This window comes from Streptomyces sp. NPDC088762 (genome assembly GCF_044750905.1).
GTDB lineage: Bacteria > Actinomycetota > Actinomycetes > Streptomycetales > Streptomycetaceae > Streptomyces.
This window is the reverse complement of sequence record NZ_JBIVKT010000003.1, coordinates 12,696-29,213: the sequence shown is the minus strand read 5'-3', so window position 1 is coordinate 29,213 and position 16,518 is coordinate 12,696. Positions and strand designations below refer to the sequence as shown.

15 protein-coding genes and 3 pseudogenes are annotated in these 16,518 nt (G+C 68.4%); 9 read left to right on the top strand and 9 right to left on the bottom strand.

Features of this window, described 5'->3' with window-relative positions:
- The first annotated feature begins 415 nt into the window (after positions 1 to 415).
- Both ACIP5M_RS08390 and ACIP5M_RS08385 read left to right on the top strand, forming a co-directional pair.
- Positions 416 to 928 (top strand): hypothetical protein, encoded by a 513-nt coding sequence (locus tag ACIP5M_RS08390; RefSeq protein WP_401193647.1) that lies wholly within the window; start codon positions 416 to 418, stop codon positions 926 to 928.
- A 180-nt stretch (positions 929 to 1,108) separates the two neighbouring features.
- Complete coding sequence (locus tag ACIP5M_RS08385) at positions 1,109 to 1,399, top strand: hypothetical protein (RefSeq protein WP_401193645.1); 291 nt, start codon at positions 1,109 to 1,111, stop codon at positions 1,397 to 1,399.
- A 675-nt stretch (positions 1,400 to 2,074) separates the two neighbouring features.
- Here ACIP5M_RS08385 and ACIP5M_RS08380 read toward each other — a convergent pair.
- The 5 genes and pseudogenes from ACIP5M_RS08380 to ACIP5M_RS08360 form a co-directional block, all read right to left on the bottom strand.
- Complete coding sequence (locus ACIP5M_RS08380; protein ID WP_401193643.1) at positions 2,075 to 2,197, bottom strand: hypothetical protein; 123 nt, start codon at positions 2,195 to 2,197, stop codon at positions 2,075 to 2,077.
- A gap of 354 nt (positions 2,198 to 2,551) precedes the next feature.
- Positions 2,552 to 3,304 carry a hypothetical protein gene (locus tag ACIP5M_RS08375; RefSeq protein WP_401193641.1) on the bottom strand — a complete coding sequence of 251 codons (753 nt, stop codon included), beginning with the start codon at positions 3,302 to 3,304 and terminating at the stop codon, positions 2,552 to 2,554.
- Positions 3,305 to 3,509: 205 nt separating this feature from the next.
- Positions 3,510 to 3,638, bottom strand: a pseudogene (locus ACIP5M_RS08370) (transposase); the annotation flags it as partial.
- 327 nt (positions 3,639 to 3,965) lie between these two features.
- A pseudogene (locus tag ACIP5M_RS08365) lies at positions 3,966 to 4,067 on the bottom strand (TetR/AcrR family transcriptional regulator); the annotation flags it as partial.
- A 41-nt stretch (positions 4,068 to 4,108) separates the two neighbouring features.
- On the bottom strand, positions 4,109 to 5,179 hold the full coding sequence (locus ACIP5M_RS08360; RefSeq protein WP_401193638.1) for a hypothetical protein: 1,071 nt from the start codon (positions 5,177 to 5,179) through the stop codon (positions 4,109 to 4,111).
- A gap of 523 nt (positions 5,180 to 5,702) precedes the next feature.
- On the opposite strand from ACIP5M_RS08360, the gene ACIP5M_RS08355 reads away from it, so the two are divergent.
- Positions 5,703 to 6,023 (top strand): hypothetical protein, encoded by a 321-nt coding sequence (locus ACIP5M_RS08355; RefSeq protein ID WP_401193635.1) that lies wholly within the window; start codon positions 5,703 to 5,705, stop codon positions 6,021 to 6,023.
- A 17-nt stretch (positions 6,024 to 6,040) separates the two neighbouring features.
- Here the strand turns inward: ACIP5M_RS08355 and ACIP5M_RS08350 are convergent, their stop codons facing one another.
- Both ACIP5M_RS08350 and ACIP5M_RS08345 read right to left on the bottom strand, forming a co-directional pair.
- Entirely contained in the window at positions 6,041 to 7,447 is a 1,407-nt protein-coding gene (locus ACIP5M_RS08350) for a hypothetical protein (RefSeq protein ID WP_401193633.1), read from the bottom strand.
- A 282-nt stretch (positions 7,448 to 7,729) separates the two neighbouring features.
- Positions 7,730 to 7,909, bottom strand: coding sequence for a hypothetical protein (locus ACIP5M_RS08345; RefSeq protein WP_401193630.1), 180 nt, complete (start codon positions 7,907 to 7,909; stop codon positions 7,730 to 7,732).
- A gap of 1,363 nt (positions 7,910 to 9,272) precedes the next feature.
- Between ACIP5M_RS08345 and ACIP5M_RS08340 the strand changes: the two genes are divergently transcribed.
- Complete coding sequence (locus tag ACIP5M_RS08340; RefSeq protein ID WP_401193628.1) at positions 9,273 to 9,797, top strand: hypothetical protein; 525 nt, start codon at positions 9,273 to 9,275, stop codon at positions 9,795 to 9,797.
- Positions 9,798 to 9,853: 56 nt separating this feature from the next.
- Here the strand turns inward: ACIP5M_RS08340 and ACIP5M_RS08335 are convergent, their stop codons facing one another.
- Together ACIP5M_RS08335 and ACIP5M_RS08330 are read right to left on the bottom strand one after the other, a co-directional pair.
- Positions 9,854 to 11,230 carry an ISL3 family transposase gene (locus ACIP5M_RS08335; RefSeq protein WP_401193626.1) on the bottom strand — a complete coding sequence of 459 codons (1,377 nt, stop codon included), beginning with the start codon at positions 11,228 to 11,230 and terminating at the stop codon, positions 9,854 to 9,856.
- Positions 11,112 to 11,447, bottom strand: a complete 336-nt coding sequence (locus ACIP5M_RS08330; RefSeq protein WP_401193623.1) for a transposase family protein — start codon at positions 11,445 to 11,447, stop codon at positions 11,112 to 11,114. Before ACIP5M_RS08330 ends, ACIP5M_RS08335 begins: the two co-directional genes overlap by 119 nt.
- Positions 11,448 to 12,763: 1,316 nt before the next feature.
- Between ACIP5M_RS08330 and ACIP5M_RS08325 the strand changes: the two genes are divergently transcribed.
- The 5 genes and pseudogenes from ACIP5M_RS08325 to ACIP5M_RS08305 all read left to right on the top strand — a co-directional run bounded on the left by ACIP5M_RS08325 (position 12,764) and on the right by ACIP5M_RS08305 (position 16,001).
- Positions 12,764 to 13,714, top strand: a complete 951-nt coding sequence (locus ACIP5M_RS08325; RefSeq protein ID WP_401193620.1) for an RNA-binding protein — start codon at positions 12,764 to 12,766, stop codon at positions 13,712 to 13,714.
- 124 nt (positions 13,715 to 13,838) lie between these two features.
- Positions 13,839 to 14,267, top strand: coding sequence for a pentapeptide repeat-containing protein (locus ACIP5M_RS08320; protein WP_401193618.1), 429 nt, complete (start codon positions 13,839 to 13,841; stop codon positions 14,265 to 14,267).
- Positions 14,268 to 14,622: 355 nt separating this feature from the next.
- On the top strand, positions 14,623 to 15,036 hold the full coding sequence (locus ACIP5M_RS08315) for a hypothetical protein (RefSeq protein ID WP_401193616.1): 414 nt from the start codon (positions 14,623 to 14,625) through the stop codon (positions 15,034 to 15,036).
- A 186-nt stretch (positions 15,037 to 15,222) separates the two neighbouring features.
- Positions 15,223 to 15,591, top strand: a pseudogene (locus ACIP5M_RS08310) (ATP-dependent DNA ligase); the annotation flags it as partial.
- 80 nt (positions 15,592 to 15,671) lie between these two features.
- The gene (locus ACIP5M_RS08305; protein ID WP_401195106.1) at positions 15,672 to 16,001 is read left to right on the top strand and encodes a hypothetical protein; all 330 of its coding nucleotides are present in this window, start codon (positions 15,672 to 15,674) and stop codon (positions 15,999 to 16,001) included.
- Positions 16,002 to 16,518 lie beyond the last annotated feature (517 nt).

The following is a 16,518-nucleotide window of genomic DNA, read 5'->3' as shown; positions in this document are numbered from 1 at the left end:
TCTGAGGCCGAGCCGAAGCCGGAACCAGTCCAACCGCCGTCTTCAGGAGCTGACTCTCCTTCGACAGCGGATTTGAGTTACGAGTCCGGAGCTGGTGCAGAGTCGAGTCCTTACGACGACCAAGGGCACGACGCAATGGGTAGCCAGGGGGGTGGCGGGGAGGAGTCCAGCGGCGGCGGGACCAGGATCGTTCGCGACGACAGTCTTCGGGATCGGGACAAGCCGCGGAAATAGCACCGTCGAGGGCTGGGGAGCTTGCGGCGGTGCAGGGCCGGTTGGAGCAGTTCGACATGCGGGGAGCCAGTTCTGTGCTGACGTACGATTTTGATGCACCTGCTGCGGATGTGGCGCCACCGGGGGACGCGGGCCGTGACGGTACTCGCAGCGATCCGTCACGCGGCGAGGAGGAGAACCGGTGAAACGCAGGACGGTCGCGGTCGGGGGCGGTGTCGCGGTGGTGGCCATGACGGCCGTGGGGCTGGGCATTGTGCCGGAACCGAAGGACAACCGGGCTGTTGTCCCGCAGTGGCTGGAGGGCGTGGGGGGCGAGGAAGCAGCCGCATACCTGCGGGTGCAGATTCCCGCGGACGCCCAGGACGTGAAGGGGGCGGGCGTGGACGGCTGGGACTCCGACAGCTACCTCCTGTCCTTCACCGTGCCGCACGCCGAGGCCGAGGCGATCGCAGCCGACCTGCGCCTGGACCAGCCGCTGAAGTCCCAGACTCCGTTGCCTCCGAGGGAGGACCCGTCCCCGGTGTCGTTCGCACACCTCGGTCTGCCCAGTCCCGACACCGTGCCGAACGCGCGCACCGGCAGCGTCTGCCCGCCGTGCATCGGCGACAAGCGCAGGTCCATGCTCCAGAGCATCGGCATCACCCTCCAGGACCTGGGAGGCGGGATCACCCGGGTCTATCTCGGGGGACAGTGAAAGAACGGGGCCGAGGGCCTTCCCTGCCCCACTGGCTGCGACCCGGTTTGGCCAGGCGGGCGCCGCGGGGCCGACGCGTTCGTAGCGGCGCATGCCGCGGCCGTCTGACCTGCGCCAGGCAGGACAGACGGCCCGCCCCATTACGGTTCACCACGCGGGGACCCGATCAGACGGACCTTGATGACCGGCAGGCGTGGCCGAAACCGCTCCGGCCTGCAGCAGCCGGGCCCGAGCCGGCCGCCGAACCGCTGCAGCACCAGTTCGCAGGCTCCGGCACTCATCCGCCACGACACCGAGGCCCCGGGCAGGCCGGCGGACGCGAACGACATGTTCGAGACCGACTGCCTGGAGGAGATAGCCGACGAGCTGCGCCGCGGCGTGCTCGACTGCTACGAGGAGCTGCTCGAGTTCCGTACGCCCACCGCCGAGGAGCTGGAGACGATACGCTCCGCGACCGGCTGGACGCAGTAACCCGGCGGCCCGGCTGCTCTGAAAGACGACGGCACTGGCATGCACCACGTGGTGCATGCCAGGGGGCCGTCGGCGTTCCCGTGGGGTGCGGGCGGCGCCCGGTGGCTGGGCGGGTCAGCCTGCGGGCAGGCGCAGGCAGAGGCGGGCGCCCAGCGCGCGGGCGGTGGCGCGTACCTCCTCGCCCGTCTCGCCTTCGGCGACGGCGCCGAAGACGGCGGGGGACCAGAACCAGCGGCGGATGGAGGGCCTTCAGGAGGGCTGCCCAGCGAGGCGCGCGCACTCACCGCCCCCCGGACCGCAGGCCGACTCGGCGAACTCCTCGCACTGGCCCGACTTCTCCAGGTCGTTGGGCGCGGAAGCCACCCCGAACTCGCCCCGACCTCGCCGGCCGCGCCCACGGGCGTGCTCGCGTCCGCGTTCCCGCCTGACCGCCGGCGCTAGGCAGGCACGTGCACGCCGCTTCGTCGGCGGATTTGCCGACGGGGTAGCGACTGCCGTTCCTCAACGGCAGCCCGGGGTGCGCCCGGGCCACCTGATCCCGCAGCAGGCGGCGGAGGTCACCGGCCGTCGCGGCCGTGCGCAGCTGCGCCGAGTCGAGGTCGGCGTATGCGTGCAGGTCGTTCATGGCCAGCGGCGAAACGCGGGACGCCGGTGGAAGGCGTTGGGCCTTACCCGTCAGGGAGCGGGTTCACCAGCTTCGTTCATGGTGGAACGGCACCACAGCAGGCCGCTGTCATTCGGCGCGGCGTCGCCGGAGGCCGATGGCACCGCGCTGACCGACAAACTGTTGTCGGCCATGGCCGCAGCCGCGGCCCTGCCGGGCAGCCACCTCCTGGTGCTGCGCGATGTCCTCCCAATACCTCACCCTCATCGTCAAGGGCGGCGACGAAGTCCACCACCAGGTCGTTCCCTACCAGTCGGGTGCCCAGCCGCTTACCGCGCGGCACCGGCCGGTCCGCGCCTTCCCGCTCCACGCCCTGTGCGAGGGCCGCCAGGCCCCGCTGGAACGCGGCGACGGCTTCGTTGTACGGGTCCTTGGGGTCGTGAAGGGCGGTAGCGGTCGTGTGATCCAGAACGACGGCGATCGGCCCCACCGCTGCGCCTGCTGCCGCACCTGCGCTCCAGCTTGGCCCTGCCCGGCGGTTAGCTGGTCTAGGTCTCGCCGTTGAACGCAGCGCCCAGCTTCGCCTCTGCCCAACGGGCGTCCGTTTGCGGAACTACGCCGCCGCCAGGCTTCCAAGACTTGACGCACAGCCAGAGACTGCACTTGCCTTCCTGGGTGACCATGGTCATCTCGCCGGACTCTGCGAATCTCGGCAGCTTCGGGCGGGGATTTCCTTGTGGGTCTGTCCCGAATGCTACCTCTCTTGGGACGAGCTTGATCTGTCCGCGCTTCGTGGACGTGAACTGGCCACCCCAGCTGCCCTCGGACTCCACGATGATGCCACCACCATCAACAGCGTGGAACTTGCCGCCGGCTCCGTGTTCGCTCCAACCGACGACACCCTCGTCTTTGTGCCCCAACCCGAGGACTCCGTATCCAAACCCGGATCCCGGGTTTGATACTTCTCCTACGACACCCGATGATGTTTTCAGTTTGGTCTGAGGATCTGTGTCAACTGCCGCCAGATTTGCCGTTGTTCCCTTGATACCGGCAGAGTTGGGAGACCCGAAGTGGTCTGAGGTTGGAGGGGTTACCTCGCTATCACCGAAAACACCCCAGACTCCGAATGCGCCGAAATGCCATGCCCTTCCGGCCACTCCGTGACCCGTTTCGTTCTGGCCAAAGACTCCGTGACCTATGCCATTCGTTTCCCCGACCACGCCGTTGCCGTTAACGTCGTTTCCGCCGTAGACCCCGGGAATTCCGTCCTGTTGTGACTTGCCAACGAGGTTGTCCGCCATGATCCCGTCATCCCTTCTGCGGGGTATCCCTCCTTTTCCGGCACGGCAGCAATCAGCCGTCGGTTCGCCGCCGGCCGGGGGCCGGCATGGCCCTGCCACCAGTGTCGGCCTTAACTGGCCCCGTCGCACCCGGAGGCTGCCGTTGGTGCGGAGGCCGCAGTGCCGGCGTCACGCACGCCAAGGTCTTCGATGGGGGCGGAAGATATCCCGTGAGGGCGAGGTTGCGCAGCCGGGCGATGCCGAGCATCGCGGCGTGAACGCCGTCGCCCTTCAGGCGGCAGTCGCGAAGGATCTTCCAGGTCTTCATCCGCGCAAAGACATGCTCGACGCGTGCCAAAGGGTGGTGTCGTTCAGACGATTCGTTCAGGTTGATTCTGATTCAGCATGATGAGGTGGCTTCGTAGTTGGTGGCTCCGAGGACATATCTCCAGGACGCCGCCCTGGCCCGACTGGGCTACGGGGTCTTGCCGCACCTACTCATCGTCCGCGCCATCGAGGCCCACGTGGCCCGCACCCTGGCTGGCGGAAACCAGACCCGCGAAGAGTGGTGGCTGCCCATCCAGCTCAAGGCGACCATGCTCGTCAGAGGAGACGGGTGCTGGCGTGTTGACAGAATGTCAGCGGCGCAGGACTTGACGCGTTCATCGGCGGCGGCGGTCCGTCAGCGGGTAGTGAGGAGGCCGTCCACCAGAGCCCGGAGCCCGTCCAGAGAGGCGTCATCAGCGGTCAGCAACGCCCAGCGGTCCGCGACCTGTGCCAAGCGGTGCTCACCGGTGCGCGCTTGGGGCTGTGGGTCTGTCTCGCCTATACCTCCCATTCTTCCGTGCAGAACGTGGCCTCGCTCACGGCGACGTCCCCGGCCCTTGCCGCGTTCAGGACCAGTTGGAGCCCGTCCCAGACGGCCGCTGCGCTGGGGCAGAAGCGCAGACCCAGGTCGTGGTCCTCGATGTGCCGGATGATGGCCGCGTCGAGAGCGGAGGGGGTCACGCCGACGAGCGGGATGCCTGCGTGGAGGACTTGGGGTCCGGTGCGGCCGTAGGAAGTCACGGCGCCCAGGTGGGGAACGCCGTCGGGATGCCGCCAGTAGTGCGCGCTCACCCCGGCCTTTTCGAACCGGTCCTCGCTGAGTTGCCATTGGCCGGGCCGGCCGAACCGCCAGTGAGGGAAGTGGCCGAGCCGGGCTGCCGGCGTCTCGCCGTCCAGGGCGGCCGACACCTCGTCCGGGCTCATTCCGAACCGGAGCGGCCCGACCCGCTCCAGCGGCGCCCACTCCCAGAGCGGGCGCTCATGGCTGGGTACCACCGGCCAGGCCCCCGGGTTCCTTGCCCGCTCACGGACGTTACGCCAGTGCATGACGGGCGCGGTCGAGTAGGGGTCGTGGGCCAACCCGGGCCCGACGAGCAGGGCGGAGGTCACCATCGTGTCCTTCGGCTCCAGCCCGCCCTCGGCCGACAGCCCCAGTTCCCGCCCGGCCCCCAGGGACACCCCCCATGCAGGTATCTCCGGATCGCCAGTCCAGTTCACTTGCACCACGACGTCCTCGGACTGGGCAAGGTCATGTATCTCAGCGCGGAGCTCGGAGGGAACCCGGCCGATCAACTCCACCTCGCCAACCCTCACCAGAGGACCTTCCATGGCATGGACCGCCACGGCGACGAGGATCATCCCCCGGTCGTAGATGCAGGTCAGGCTCGTCCCCTGATAGGCCTGCCAGCGGATTCCGTCGGCTGCGACCTGGCCGTTCCCGGGGAGCGGTCCACCTAGAGCGGCCTTGACCTCGTCGGAATCCATCCCGAACCGCAGCGGACCCACCCCCACCAACGGATCCAGCACCCAACGCGGACGGTCCTCTGCCTTCCTGCGCAACCAGCTCACTCCAGCCCCTCCCTATAACGCGGACACACCATCCGCTGATCATGAACCGAGACTAAGAGACCCCTCTGACAGGACCGATCATCACTCGGGCTCGACACCGATGCCCTGGGCAGCAGCCCGCTCCAGCCTCACCAGGTGGCGCACGATGACGGCCCGCGTACAAGCTGCGTCGCCCGCTCGTATCGAGCAGTGCAACGGCGCGGGCTGGCCGCACCAGGTCGGAACAAGGCCGCCACCCCCTCGGGTGGTGGCCCTTTCGCATGCCCAGCCGTCCGCCGCGTGCCAGAGCCCGTTCCCGTGAACAAAGCCAGTGGGGGAACGGCGGCGACCGTCGGACGCCTGCCGCTGCAGGTAAGTTGTGCCAGAACCCGAGAGGCTCTGGCACAACTTCTGTGGTGTCGAGCCGGATCTCGATGTCCGAGGCCGGAGCACGCCCGGGAACCGGCAGGTCAGCTGCTCGCCCTGAGGCGGGCAGAAGCCCGGTCGACGGAGCTCCACAGAAGTTGCGCCAGAACCCGTTCTCGTGAACAAAGCCAGTCAGCAGACCGACCACGACCACAGCCGCTGTGGGATGACGCGTTCGAGCAAGCGCTGCTGCGTCCGGGGGCTGTTCTGCCTGTCCCGCAACCTCAGCGAGTTGCCCGCCTACGAGCGCAGGCGTCGCCTCGGCAGGGGTATCCCGAACGATCGGATCGATGCCTATCTCGACGTTCCGCCGGTTCAGCGGCCAGAGGCGAGGGTCATCCGTGGCCGCGACGACGACTACCTGCCGACCTCCTGGGCGTCCGTTCACGACGCCGAGGAGGTGAAGAACGGGCACATCGGGTGGTGGCCAGGCAACTGAACTCCCGGTGGCGCTGTTCAGGGGCGGGCCGGCTCGCGGACGGACACGCGGAGGCTCTTGTCATCGTTGCGGGTGAGGAACACGCCCGCTCCGTCTGTGGTGTGGTAGTAGGGAACCTCCGTCCCCGTCTCAAGAGGTGTCGCGTTGCCGCTGGGGGTGCTCAAGTCCAGTTGGGCGAACACGTTAGTGCCGCCGGCCGAGGTGTCGAGCACTCCCCCGAACGCGGTGCCGTTGTCTTGGATCGAAACCACCGCGATCGTCTTGCGGTTGCCGTCGCCCTGCAGGCAGATGCCCCTCTTGTTCTTGAGGTCGAAGACCACGGAGCCGGCGGCCAGGTAGTGGCCACGGGGAGAAGAGACCACCGGGTAGTCGCGGCCGGGCTTGTCGCTGCGGGCGACCTCCTGTCCGCAGACCAGTCGGGCCTGCGGCGCTCCGGTTCGCAGGTCGTGGACTGCCCACACTGGGATGTCGCCAGCCGACGCAGCCTGCCAGCTGATGAGGGCGTGTCCGGCCGCGACACCGTAGACGCTGCCGTTCCAGAAGCCCATGAAGCCTGACTTGGCGCCGACACCTTCGGGGGTCAGGGTGTCGCTGAAGTAGCGCCCGGGGATGCCGAAGCCTCCTCCGCCCATGGCGACCAGGGGACCGTCCGCCGTGGCGGCGACGACGCGGCTGGTGTTGCACATGGGCGCGGTGCGGCACTGGGTCAGCAGCCGGTCCGCGTCCTCCTGGACAGCCACTTCTCCGCTGGTCACGTCGACGAGCGCGCCCCGGTTCGGGAAAGTCCCCTCTTCCCCCCAGGTCACGAGCAGTCGGCCGCCCGTGGCCTGGACATGGATCTCGCCGGGGTCGGCCAACACCGGCACATCGATTTCGCGCAGGGGCTTGACCGATTCACCCTTCGCGTCCGCCGGGAAGATCGCGAGGCGCACGATCTCGGCGCCCTCGTGCAGTTGATCCTTGCCGCGCAGGCCGTGGGCGTAGGCCACGACGTAGCCGTGGCCGTCGATTTCCACGCCTGTCACGTCCGGGATCTCTGTCGGCCCGTTGGAGGAGGTCTGGGCTTCTGCTAATGGGGTCGGTGCGGACCACGGGGCAGACCGCCAGGCCAGCTTGCCGTCGCTTCCTCGAGCGGAGATGGTGTAGCCGTTTGAGGCGGCTAGCATGAACGCGACGGCCTGGGACCGCGGTACCACCGTCACCGGCAGCGTCGTCGCGGACTGCGGTACCCATGAGAGCACCTCGTCCCATCCCTGCGACGTGTCGAAGGAGGACGGTACGCTCAGCTTCGTGAGCGGTGCGGCGGTTTTGGCGCCGTCGGGCCACCCGAGCGGCTTGTCCCCCGTAGTGCCAGTACCGCTGGAGCAGCCGGTGGTCACTAACGCCAGCAGAGCTGCTGCGGTCAGTGCGTGTGCCGAGCGCATCTTCTCGTCCTTCCAGAGGAGTTAGCGGGATCGTCGCCAGGACAGTAGCAAGCTGCTCCGACGAGACAGCCGGGTACAGGGTGCAGCCGCAGATGCGTCCGGACGCCGGACATCGGGCCCAGCTGGCCTTGATCGACCACCGAGACGGTGTGGGACGCGCGTCACGGGGTAATCGAAGTCTCGCCACATTCTCAGGCGGCTTGATACGCCTGCGACGTCCCAGCCCCGCGGGCCCGTTGCCCAGTGTCGGGCCGTAGCGGCTGGGTGTCTCGCCAGCCCGCGTCACGCGATGGCCGGGTAGGCCATGGCGTCCGTCCCGCTGAGGGCCAGGCCCACGTACTCGTTCACCGCGTAGGGCGCGATGCCGGGCGGAGTGGGCAGGTCTTCGCCTGAGCGGGCGTCCAGCGTCAGCGGGCCGCTGTTGGTTCGGTCGTAGATCCGTCCTTGCCACACGGCGGTCACGGTGGGGCGATCCGGTTGGCGGCCTTGTCCGGCAGTTTCCAGCGGAGCTCGCCGTTTGCGGTGTCGAAGGCACATACGGAGAGGCCTTGCCAGTTCCGGAAGCAGACAAGGGTGCTGATGCCATCGAACTCGCAGTCGGCGGGATCAACATCCTGTGGGATCTCCTTTCTGACCACTCCGGTCCGGGTCGATCAGCCGGTGGAAACTGACACCGGCCCGGCTGCGTCCGGTGACGCGGACGAACTGGCTTCCTCCCGTGCCCACGCTGGGATACTCGCTGTCCTCCCCGCGCCAGCGCTGCTCTCCCGTGTTAGGTCGCTTCCGGCAGCGGCTTCGTACAGACCGTCGATCGCGTCCTTGGTGAGGCCCACCAGGGTGCCCTTGACCCCAGCCCAAGGCTGACAGCGGGGCAGCGTGCACGGTCACCGCAACGGCCCTCGTCATCGAGGTCACACCTGACCGGCCGGGCGAGTCCGGCGCGCTCAGGCCGGCGCCGTCGACGACCAACGGAGGACGTCTCCGGGGGAGTGGTCGGGGCGCGCCCGGTTTGCCAGCGCGCAGCGTGAGGCCAGCGACCGGAGGCATCGCGGGCGACGTCGATGCCGACCTCCACCACGAGCTCGGGCTCCACCAGCGTGACGGACAGCTTTTCCCTGCTTCCCCACCCGGCGGAGATGGACCACCCGTCCAAAGGTGCCCGTGCCCAGACCGATGCAACTTCCCCGCTAGAGCCGCACAAGTTGCCTGGGCGAGGGTGGTTGTGCGGCCGATGTACTGAAAGCGCCCCTCTCGTAGTCGTGTGCCGCGCTCCATGGCACGTACTGGTGCGGGAATCAGTCGCGGGCGGTGGCCAGGTGCCGCTCGAGGAGTCGCTCCACCGCTGGCTCCAACTCCCGCAGGACGCGCTCTGTCTCGGCCACAGCCTCGGTCATCCACCTGTGCCCTTCTTCAGATGCAGGGACACACGTGTCCGCAGGCTGCAAACGCATACGGCGGGAACTGGAAACGATCATTCACCCATTTGATGTACTGGCGCCAAGACGCCCCCGCGACATGCCACTTCCGCCGGGCGGTGGCACCATCATCAGCCAAAGGCTCACGGTCCCTTTCGTGCACTGATGTGCCGGCCCGATCAACGAAGTGGCTTTGTTGGTGAGTTACGAGAGCGCCTGTTGCCCGGCGCCAAGAGCTGGCTCTTCCACGAGAGTGATGTCGCTGACTTTTGGGTTCTGGCACAGATCTTGGGGAGCGGTCGCGGAGTGTCACCGGGGCAAGGCAGGAGATGGGTCAGAGCACCGGGCGGCTTGCCGGGGCAGTCCAAAACTCCCGGCATTCTCACGAGCCGTGCTGGCATCGTATGAACATGGCAGCGATTGACAACACATCCGAACCTGGCAGCCTTGTCCGCAGTGCGCATCCGCCCTTGGTGGAGGCAGCGTGGCTGTATCAGGCGTATCAGGTGTGTCCGGAAGACCTGCCGATGACCGCTGCCCTGGCACTCGCAGTGGGAATGGATACGCCAGCCCTGTGCGAGCTCGCCGGTCTGCCGCGTCATGCGGACCCCCGGGACATCCGTGACACATTCGAGCAGGCTCTCGAAGAATTGGGGATGATTCTGCCCGATCGCCACCTGGCCCGACGATTCGCGCTGCGCAGGCTGGCCGCGCGATTCACCGCCGGGGAGGTAGATCTTGCCGAGTTGGCATCGGACGACTGGTCGGAGATGCAGGTTGTGACTGCTGAGGAGCAAGCATTCCTGGCGCTACTCCCGCCATGCGCGTGCTGCATCGAGTACACGCTGGGGGTCGACGCGGCGACATGGGAAGCGCAACTGCAGATTGCGGCCGGTGCCTTCGTCGCACACCCCACGGTCGGACCGCGCTTGTGACGAGTGAGGTCGAAGGCTGTTCTGGCGCTACGTCTGGGGTCGCAAATCGCGGAGAGTCACTGGAGGAGGATCATCTTGCGGAGCAGTTCGAATCCGGCACGTCCGTAAAGTTGGCGCTTGATCTTCTTGATGCGGTTGACGGCACCCTCGATGCTGCCGGAGCTCCAGTCGAGAGTGAGCCCGGCTGTCACGGCGTCGAGGTCTCGGAGAATGTGGAGCGCGAAGCCGGTGAGGCACGGTAGCTGGCTGGCGTCGACTGCGTCGATCCAGGCAGGGAGTCTGGAGCCGAGGCGGTCGGTGAGTATCTCGCCGAAGTCGCGGACATGCCCGGCGGCCGTGCCCAGTTCGGGGCAGCGTGCCAGCACATCCTTCAGGCCGGCGCGGTCGTCATCGCTCAGAGCGGTGGGGTGCCGGGTGAGCCAGCCGGTCACCTGCCGCACCGTCGGGGGCCGGGGCGGCGCGCCAACCGGAGCCCCACGGAGGGTGGCAATGTAGCTCCGGACCATCTGATAGGTGACGGGCGAGTTTTTGGCAACGAGTTCGCCGTGGAGGCGGGTGACGCTGGTACATCCCTCGGCGAAGCGTCGCTCCAGGTAGGGCTTGTAAGGGTCCAGCCTGCTGGACCGGGGCCGGTTCTCGCGGATGGTGTCCTGCCAGCGCGCGGCGTTCGTGTATCTGAGCACGGCGTTGAGGCCCCAGCTCAAGTGCCGGGCGATCGCCCGGCGTGAATGACCTTGAGCGAGCAGCTCGTGGACTAGGGCGTGCGCGGCCTTCTTGCGCTCAGCTCGCCGACCGATGGGCGCCGGTTCGTCCCGCGGTTGGCCCGAAGCCAGTCGGGTGCCCTCCGGGAACATAGCGTTGGGCGAAGGGCTACTCAGGCAGTCTCGATGGGCGGCGACGCAGGTCTCCACGGCCCGGCCGAGTCCCTGCCACAGATGGAACCGGTCGGCGACCTGCACGGCGTCGGGGGCACCGCGCCGGGCACCCTCGGCATAGGCGCCCGCCCGGTCCCGGCAGATGATCTCCACGCCTGGGTGACGAACCAGCCAGGCGGCCAGCGGTCCGGCTTCACGCGTCGGGAGCACATCGACCACACGATGGTCTTCGACGCTGGTCAAGACGGTGGAGTAGGTTTGGCCGCGGCGCATCGCGAAGTCGTCCACCCCCAGCACACGCGGAGTACTAAACCGTGGATCGGGCAATGCTATGACCCTCCGTAACAAGGTCATCTGCCCCGCGCCGAAGCCCAGCTGAGTAGCCAGCCGGGCGCCGGCCCGCCCGGCCAGCGCGAGCGCCACTCGCTCCAAGGCGCGGTTAAACCGAGTCGTGAACCGTGCGTACGGGGCGGCCAGCCGCGAGAACGGCTCGGCGAACGTCCGGCGCGGGCAGTCCACCGACCCGCAGATGAAGCGCCGGACCGTCAGACGGATCACGAAGCCCCTGCCTAGCGAGTGGCAAGTCCTTCAGCCTGCGCTGGTAACGGTCGTGGACTCGGTCCGAGAAGCGGCCGCAGTCCGGACATGCGGCCCCGGCCGCGCGGCCTCTCGCCACCACCTCGACCGTGCCGAACGCGGCCGTCACCGCCTTGACATCCACATCGTCGATCCCGTCGAACACCAGCGAGTCCCAGAACGGTGCATCGATCTGCATGACCAGCACCATCACCGTCCACAGCCGACCACAGCAGCGACCGGGATGAACCTGATGGAGCGTCACTTCCGACTGTCAGACGACAAGGCGTACGCCGTCTCACACGAGCCAGTCTCCTCGCAATCGAACGTCGAGGTAATGCTCTGCGACGGCTCCCCAAGATCTGTGCCAGAGTTTCGTATCCGTGGGACACCGCCCAGCACACCAGGGCCAGCAAAGTCAGCACGAGCCCGATCACCTGCCACGGTTGGTAGCCCTGTCGTCGATCCGTCGGGTTGCACATCGCGGGTTTGGTCCCAGCCCAGCCAGGCGGCCCATCCGGCCGTCGTCATCGCGGCCAGTGCCAGGATCGCCAACGGCGCCGTACTTCCTGCCGTTCCTGTGGGCTCACCGGCGGCCCCGGACGGCCCGGTAGCCAGGGGGCGGCGCTGCGGCGGCGCCCCCGATCCCCAGTCGAGACGCTGGTCGGTACCCGAAATGCGAGGCAGCCGCTCGCGCTCGTCCCCGGAATGGTGACCCCACGCCGCTTGCTCGGCGGTGCGGCTGTCCAGGGACTTCCCCACCGGCACCCGGTGCCCTTGACGCAGCTGACGCAGCTGACGCCGGGGCGCCCAGGACGGTGGGATGTGTTTCGTCTCCGATGGGACGGGTGTGCTCCAGGTACCGGGGGAGGTGCTTGTTACGTTGATGCGCCGGCTGAGCTGGGGCTTGCCGGCAGTGTCGGTGTATGCCACACCACAGGTCCTGACCGTCGAAGTGCAGGCGGGGTCGTTGCCGCTTCCTGGCTGCGGACCGGCCTCGGGTTCCATTGCGCCGTGTCGGGGCTCTGCCCCCTGGCGCTCCAGTATGTGCGTACCCGTCGGTCTTCGCGGGCTTTTACCCCACGGGGTCCAGGCCGTAGGCCATCGAGACGTCACCGAAAGCGCGGGAGGACGTCGCCAAATCTTTCGCGTCGCCGAAGTGGGTGCCGCCGTCTGCCGTGCTGCCGCAGATGACCAGCGCGTTGGGGCGGGTCGGGGATCGCGGCCGCCGTGGTCGGGGAGGGCAACGCGCGCGATACGTCCAGGTCTGCCGCGGCGGTCCGCCGCGGGAACGGCCCGGCCGGCGCCGCTTTTGCGGTGCCGGGCCGGGCCGTCTGGTCGTGCGTCGGTGAGCACTGGATTCGCAGGCTCCGCATCGCAGTTGGCGGGTGCCGCAGCGACTTGTCTTCCGGGCTGTCATGCCGCGGGAACGACAGGGGACGTGTACGGGGCACCGCCTCTCTTGGATGGACAGGGAACTACGCTGGCAGCCCCTCTGACCGTCCAGGGAGCAGCATGCCGCCAGCGTTCGTCCACCAGATCACCAAGTACGACCCCGCCGACCGCGACGCACGCGGCCACTACATCGGTGCCGAGGACACGGTCAGTGACCACGGGCCGGTCGAAGCGGCGTACCTGGCGGCGGTCGCCGCCTTTGCGGAGGCTTCGGACGTCGACCGATTGGAGATCCGCGAGCCGGCGGTCACCGGCTTCGTCCACTTTGGGGCGGAGCCGCCGATTGAAGGGTACGGCCTCGGGGGGCTCTTCTCACCCGACCTCACCGGCTACCACGACGGGGCCGAGGTCTCCCTTCCAGTTGCTCTGGAGCTGGTCCGGGCCATGCTCCGCGGCAACGGTGCCTGGTGCCGACTGGAGGTGAGCGATGTGTTCACTGTGCACGTCGGGTGGGACCAGTACGTGTATGTCGGAAGTGACCGGCCCTGCGCGGACGCCGTTGCCCGCACAAAGGAACTCGGCCTCTTCCCGGAGCCGATGACGACCTCGCCGTACGCTGCGGAACTCGACGAACCGGACGTGACGGAGGCCGCCGACGAGGGCTTCTGGGCGTGCGTACGCACGGAGCTGGCCTCACGGCAGACGCTGCTCCTGGAGGAGGCCTACGTCCGCAACGCCGCACGCTGGCACCGCCTCACGGCGGACAACCTCGACCCAGTGCGCGCCGGTCTCGGCCCGCGCGCAGTGCTGACCGTCTGGCCTGACCTCAGCCCCGACGTTGGCGCGGTCCTCGCCGCGCTGCCCGAGGAGGGATCCGTGGAGTTCCTCTGGGAGGCGCAGGACGGAACGATCAGCCACGCGATCGTCGACGACACCGAGTACCAGGAGCTCGCCGCCATGGTGGCCGGCACACGGGCCGCCTGTGCCCTGCCCCTGTACGCCGACGAACGCCAACCGCTGCTCTGTGCCGTCCTTCCCGACAGCGACGGCGTGCTGCGCGCTCGGTGGTGACACCGGCCGCGCATGGCGACCAGCCGATGCTGTGCATCGAAGTTGTCCAACCAGGCCAGGTATCGCGCTCAGTCACACCGATCACCGGCTGATGTGACTGAGCGCGCTACTGTTTGAACCCGTGATGTCGGCTGTCATCCTTCATCCGCTCCCACAGGTCAAAGCCGAAGCCAGGGGATGGGGAAACGATCCGGACCAGCGCATCACCGCGGCAGTCAGCGTTCTCACATCCAGAGACAGTGACAACGACGGCACCACGCGCGTCGATCTGCATGAAGGTGACCTGCATAAAGTCAGCGTGATGCTCCGTGGAGATCTGAGCAGGGCCAACCTGAACAGGACGGACCTGCGCGGCGCGAACCTGAGCGATGCGTGCCTGCGCCGCGCGAATTTGGCCGGCGCGGATCTGGGTGCCGCGAACCTGAACTGCGAGTTCGTGGCTGAGAAAGATCTCAGAGGTGTGCTGCATGAGCCAGAAAGGAAACCACCGGGGGACTGTCCCCCCCCGGGATCTCAACCCCAAGCACGCCCCAGCCACCACCGGCGTTATTGACCGAGTGCCGGGGACCGCCCGGAGCCCCATCGATCAGCCGGTGGCTCTGACGGACCAGAGGGTGCGGTTAACAGGTCAGCGGGTACAGGGTCGGCTTTTGGCTGGGATCCCAGGTGAGGGGCCGGGCGAGGGCGCGGTGGCGGGGGTGGTGGGGGTGGGCCTCCTAGAGCGCTGTGGAAGCTGACATTCCCAAGAGAGTGCATCTTCGGTTTACCGGCCAAGTGATCGCCTGCACCGCCCGGCCTGGTCACCCGTCTCATCGACCTTGACCGGTCTCACCGACGTTTGACGACTTCATCGAAGCTTGATCACGGCTCGGGATGTCTTGCGGATCAAGCCGCGTACCCTCGGCTGCATGCCTCGCCATCCGAAGAAGCCCCGTCGGCTGGTCGCCGAAAGGCGCGTGTACATATGGACGATGCGTCACAGCCATCGCAAGGACCACGAGGGCCGGTCCGTGGACTGCCGCCAAATCCTTACCCTGTCCCCGCAGCCGGCCGACACCGGCGGCCCGCTGCGCATTGTCTTTGCCGACGGGCCCGGCCGGTACGTCCCGGGCGGCGCCCCCTTCGGCTCCGGGGACGTGGGCTTCACCCAAGGCCCAGACCTGAACCTGCACGAGCCGGGCGCCGTCCGGGCACTGCTCGACGTGGCACTCGCCCGGGGGTGGCAACCGGGGGAGCGGCGGGCCGTGGAAGTCGACGGCTGGCTCCTGCTGGAGGCGGCGGCCGCCGCGCGAGCGGGGGAGGCCAGCCCCGAGGGTCGGTAGAGCGGTGACTCCTTTTCGCCGGGGATTGATCCTCGCAACAGCCCGCTGCGCAGCGATCAAACTGGTCACCCCTCTGTGCTCGGCCGTACGGCGTCCGCCGCCGGCGTGCGGTTCGGCGCGCCCCAGGGTTGGGGGTGGGGGCCGGTGGATGGTGGGGAGGTGGTGCTCAGGCCGCCGGTCGTGTTGATGCTGGCGCAGGCCGCGGAGACGATCCCGACACCGCCCCGTTCGGGGCCGGGTCTGGCGTATGAGCTGAGGTTCGACGGTTTTCGGCTGCTCGTCTTCACCCCGTCCGAACCGGGTGGGCGGGTGCTGCTCCAGACTCCCCGCGGCGCGCTGGTCCAGGACGCGTTTCCTGAGCTGGTGGCGGCCGCCGGCCGGCTGCCCGGCGGCTTGGTCCTCGATGGCGAGGTCCTCGTCTGGGGTGTGCAGGCCGGGTCCTTGTCGTTCGAGGGCTTGCAGCGCCGGGCCGTCTCCCGGGCCCGTAATGCCGGTGCTCTCGCCGCCCGCCTGCCTGCCCTCTACGTTGCCTTTGACGTCCTCCAAGCCGACGCCATCGAGCTGACCGGGTTCCCGTTCGCGGAGAGGAGACGGTGCCTGGAGGTGTTGTTCGCCGCCCGCGCCGTGTCCTCGTCGTGGACGCTGTGCCCGGCGGCGGACTGGGTGGAGTCCTGGACCGACGTGCCGGTCTCGAAGGGGTGGTGGTCAAGCCCATGGGGGCGCCGTATCAGGCCGGCCGCCGCGCCTGGGCCAAGATCAGAAGACGCGACACCACCGAAGCCATCATCGGCGCGATCACCGGCGCCCTGGCCCGCCCCCACATCCTCATTCTGGGCCGCCCCGGTGCCGCGGGCCGACTGGGCGCGGTCGGCCGCACGGGCACACTGCGCCTCGACGTGTCGAGGCAGGTTGCAACGCCGTCACCCAATACATCGCCGCATCACGCGGACATCCACTCCGCCTAGAGGGCTGACCCGACGACGTCAGCGACGCTCTCGGGGGTTGAGCCCCTGGTAGCGGCCGCGAGGGTGTGCGGAGCTGTTCCGGGCGGGGGCTGGGCGGCCTTCGGGGCGGCGCCTCGGTGGCTGCGTCGGCGCGCCGCGTGATGCCGTAGCCGGGCCCGGGGAGCCGTGTGCGTGCAAACGGCACGACTGCGGTGGCGTCGTCCCGGGGGCTGGTGCGCCGAGCACCAGTGACTCGGTCGGGCCGGTGATGGAGTGGCGCCCCAGAGGCCGAATCCGCTGCACGTTCCTGGCCGGGCAGCGGGCAGCGGGCGCCAACGGCTACGGCGCGGCTGACCGGCCGCCGTGTGTGGGGTGTGGTGGGTACGGTCAGGGTGATCGTTAGGCCAGGTCGGGAATCAGACGAAGCCGTCCGGTTTGGGCGCCGGGTGGTGGGATGGCTCGACCGGTGCCCTCCACTTCGGGCCGTCGGGGGCTTGCGCCTGGGCGGCGACGACAGCCGCATCCACGTCGGCGTACA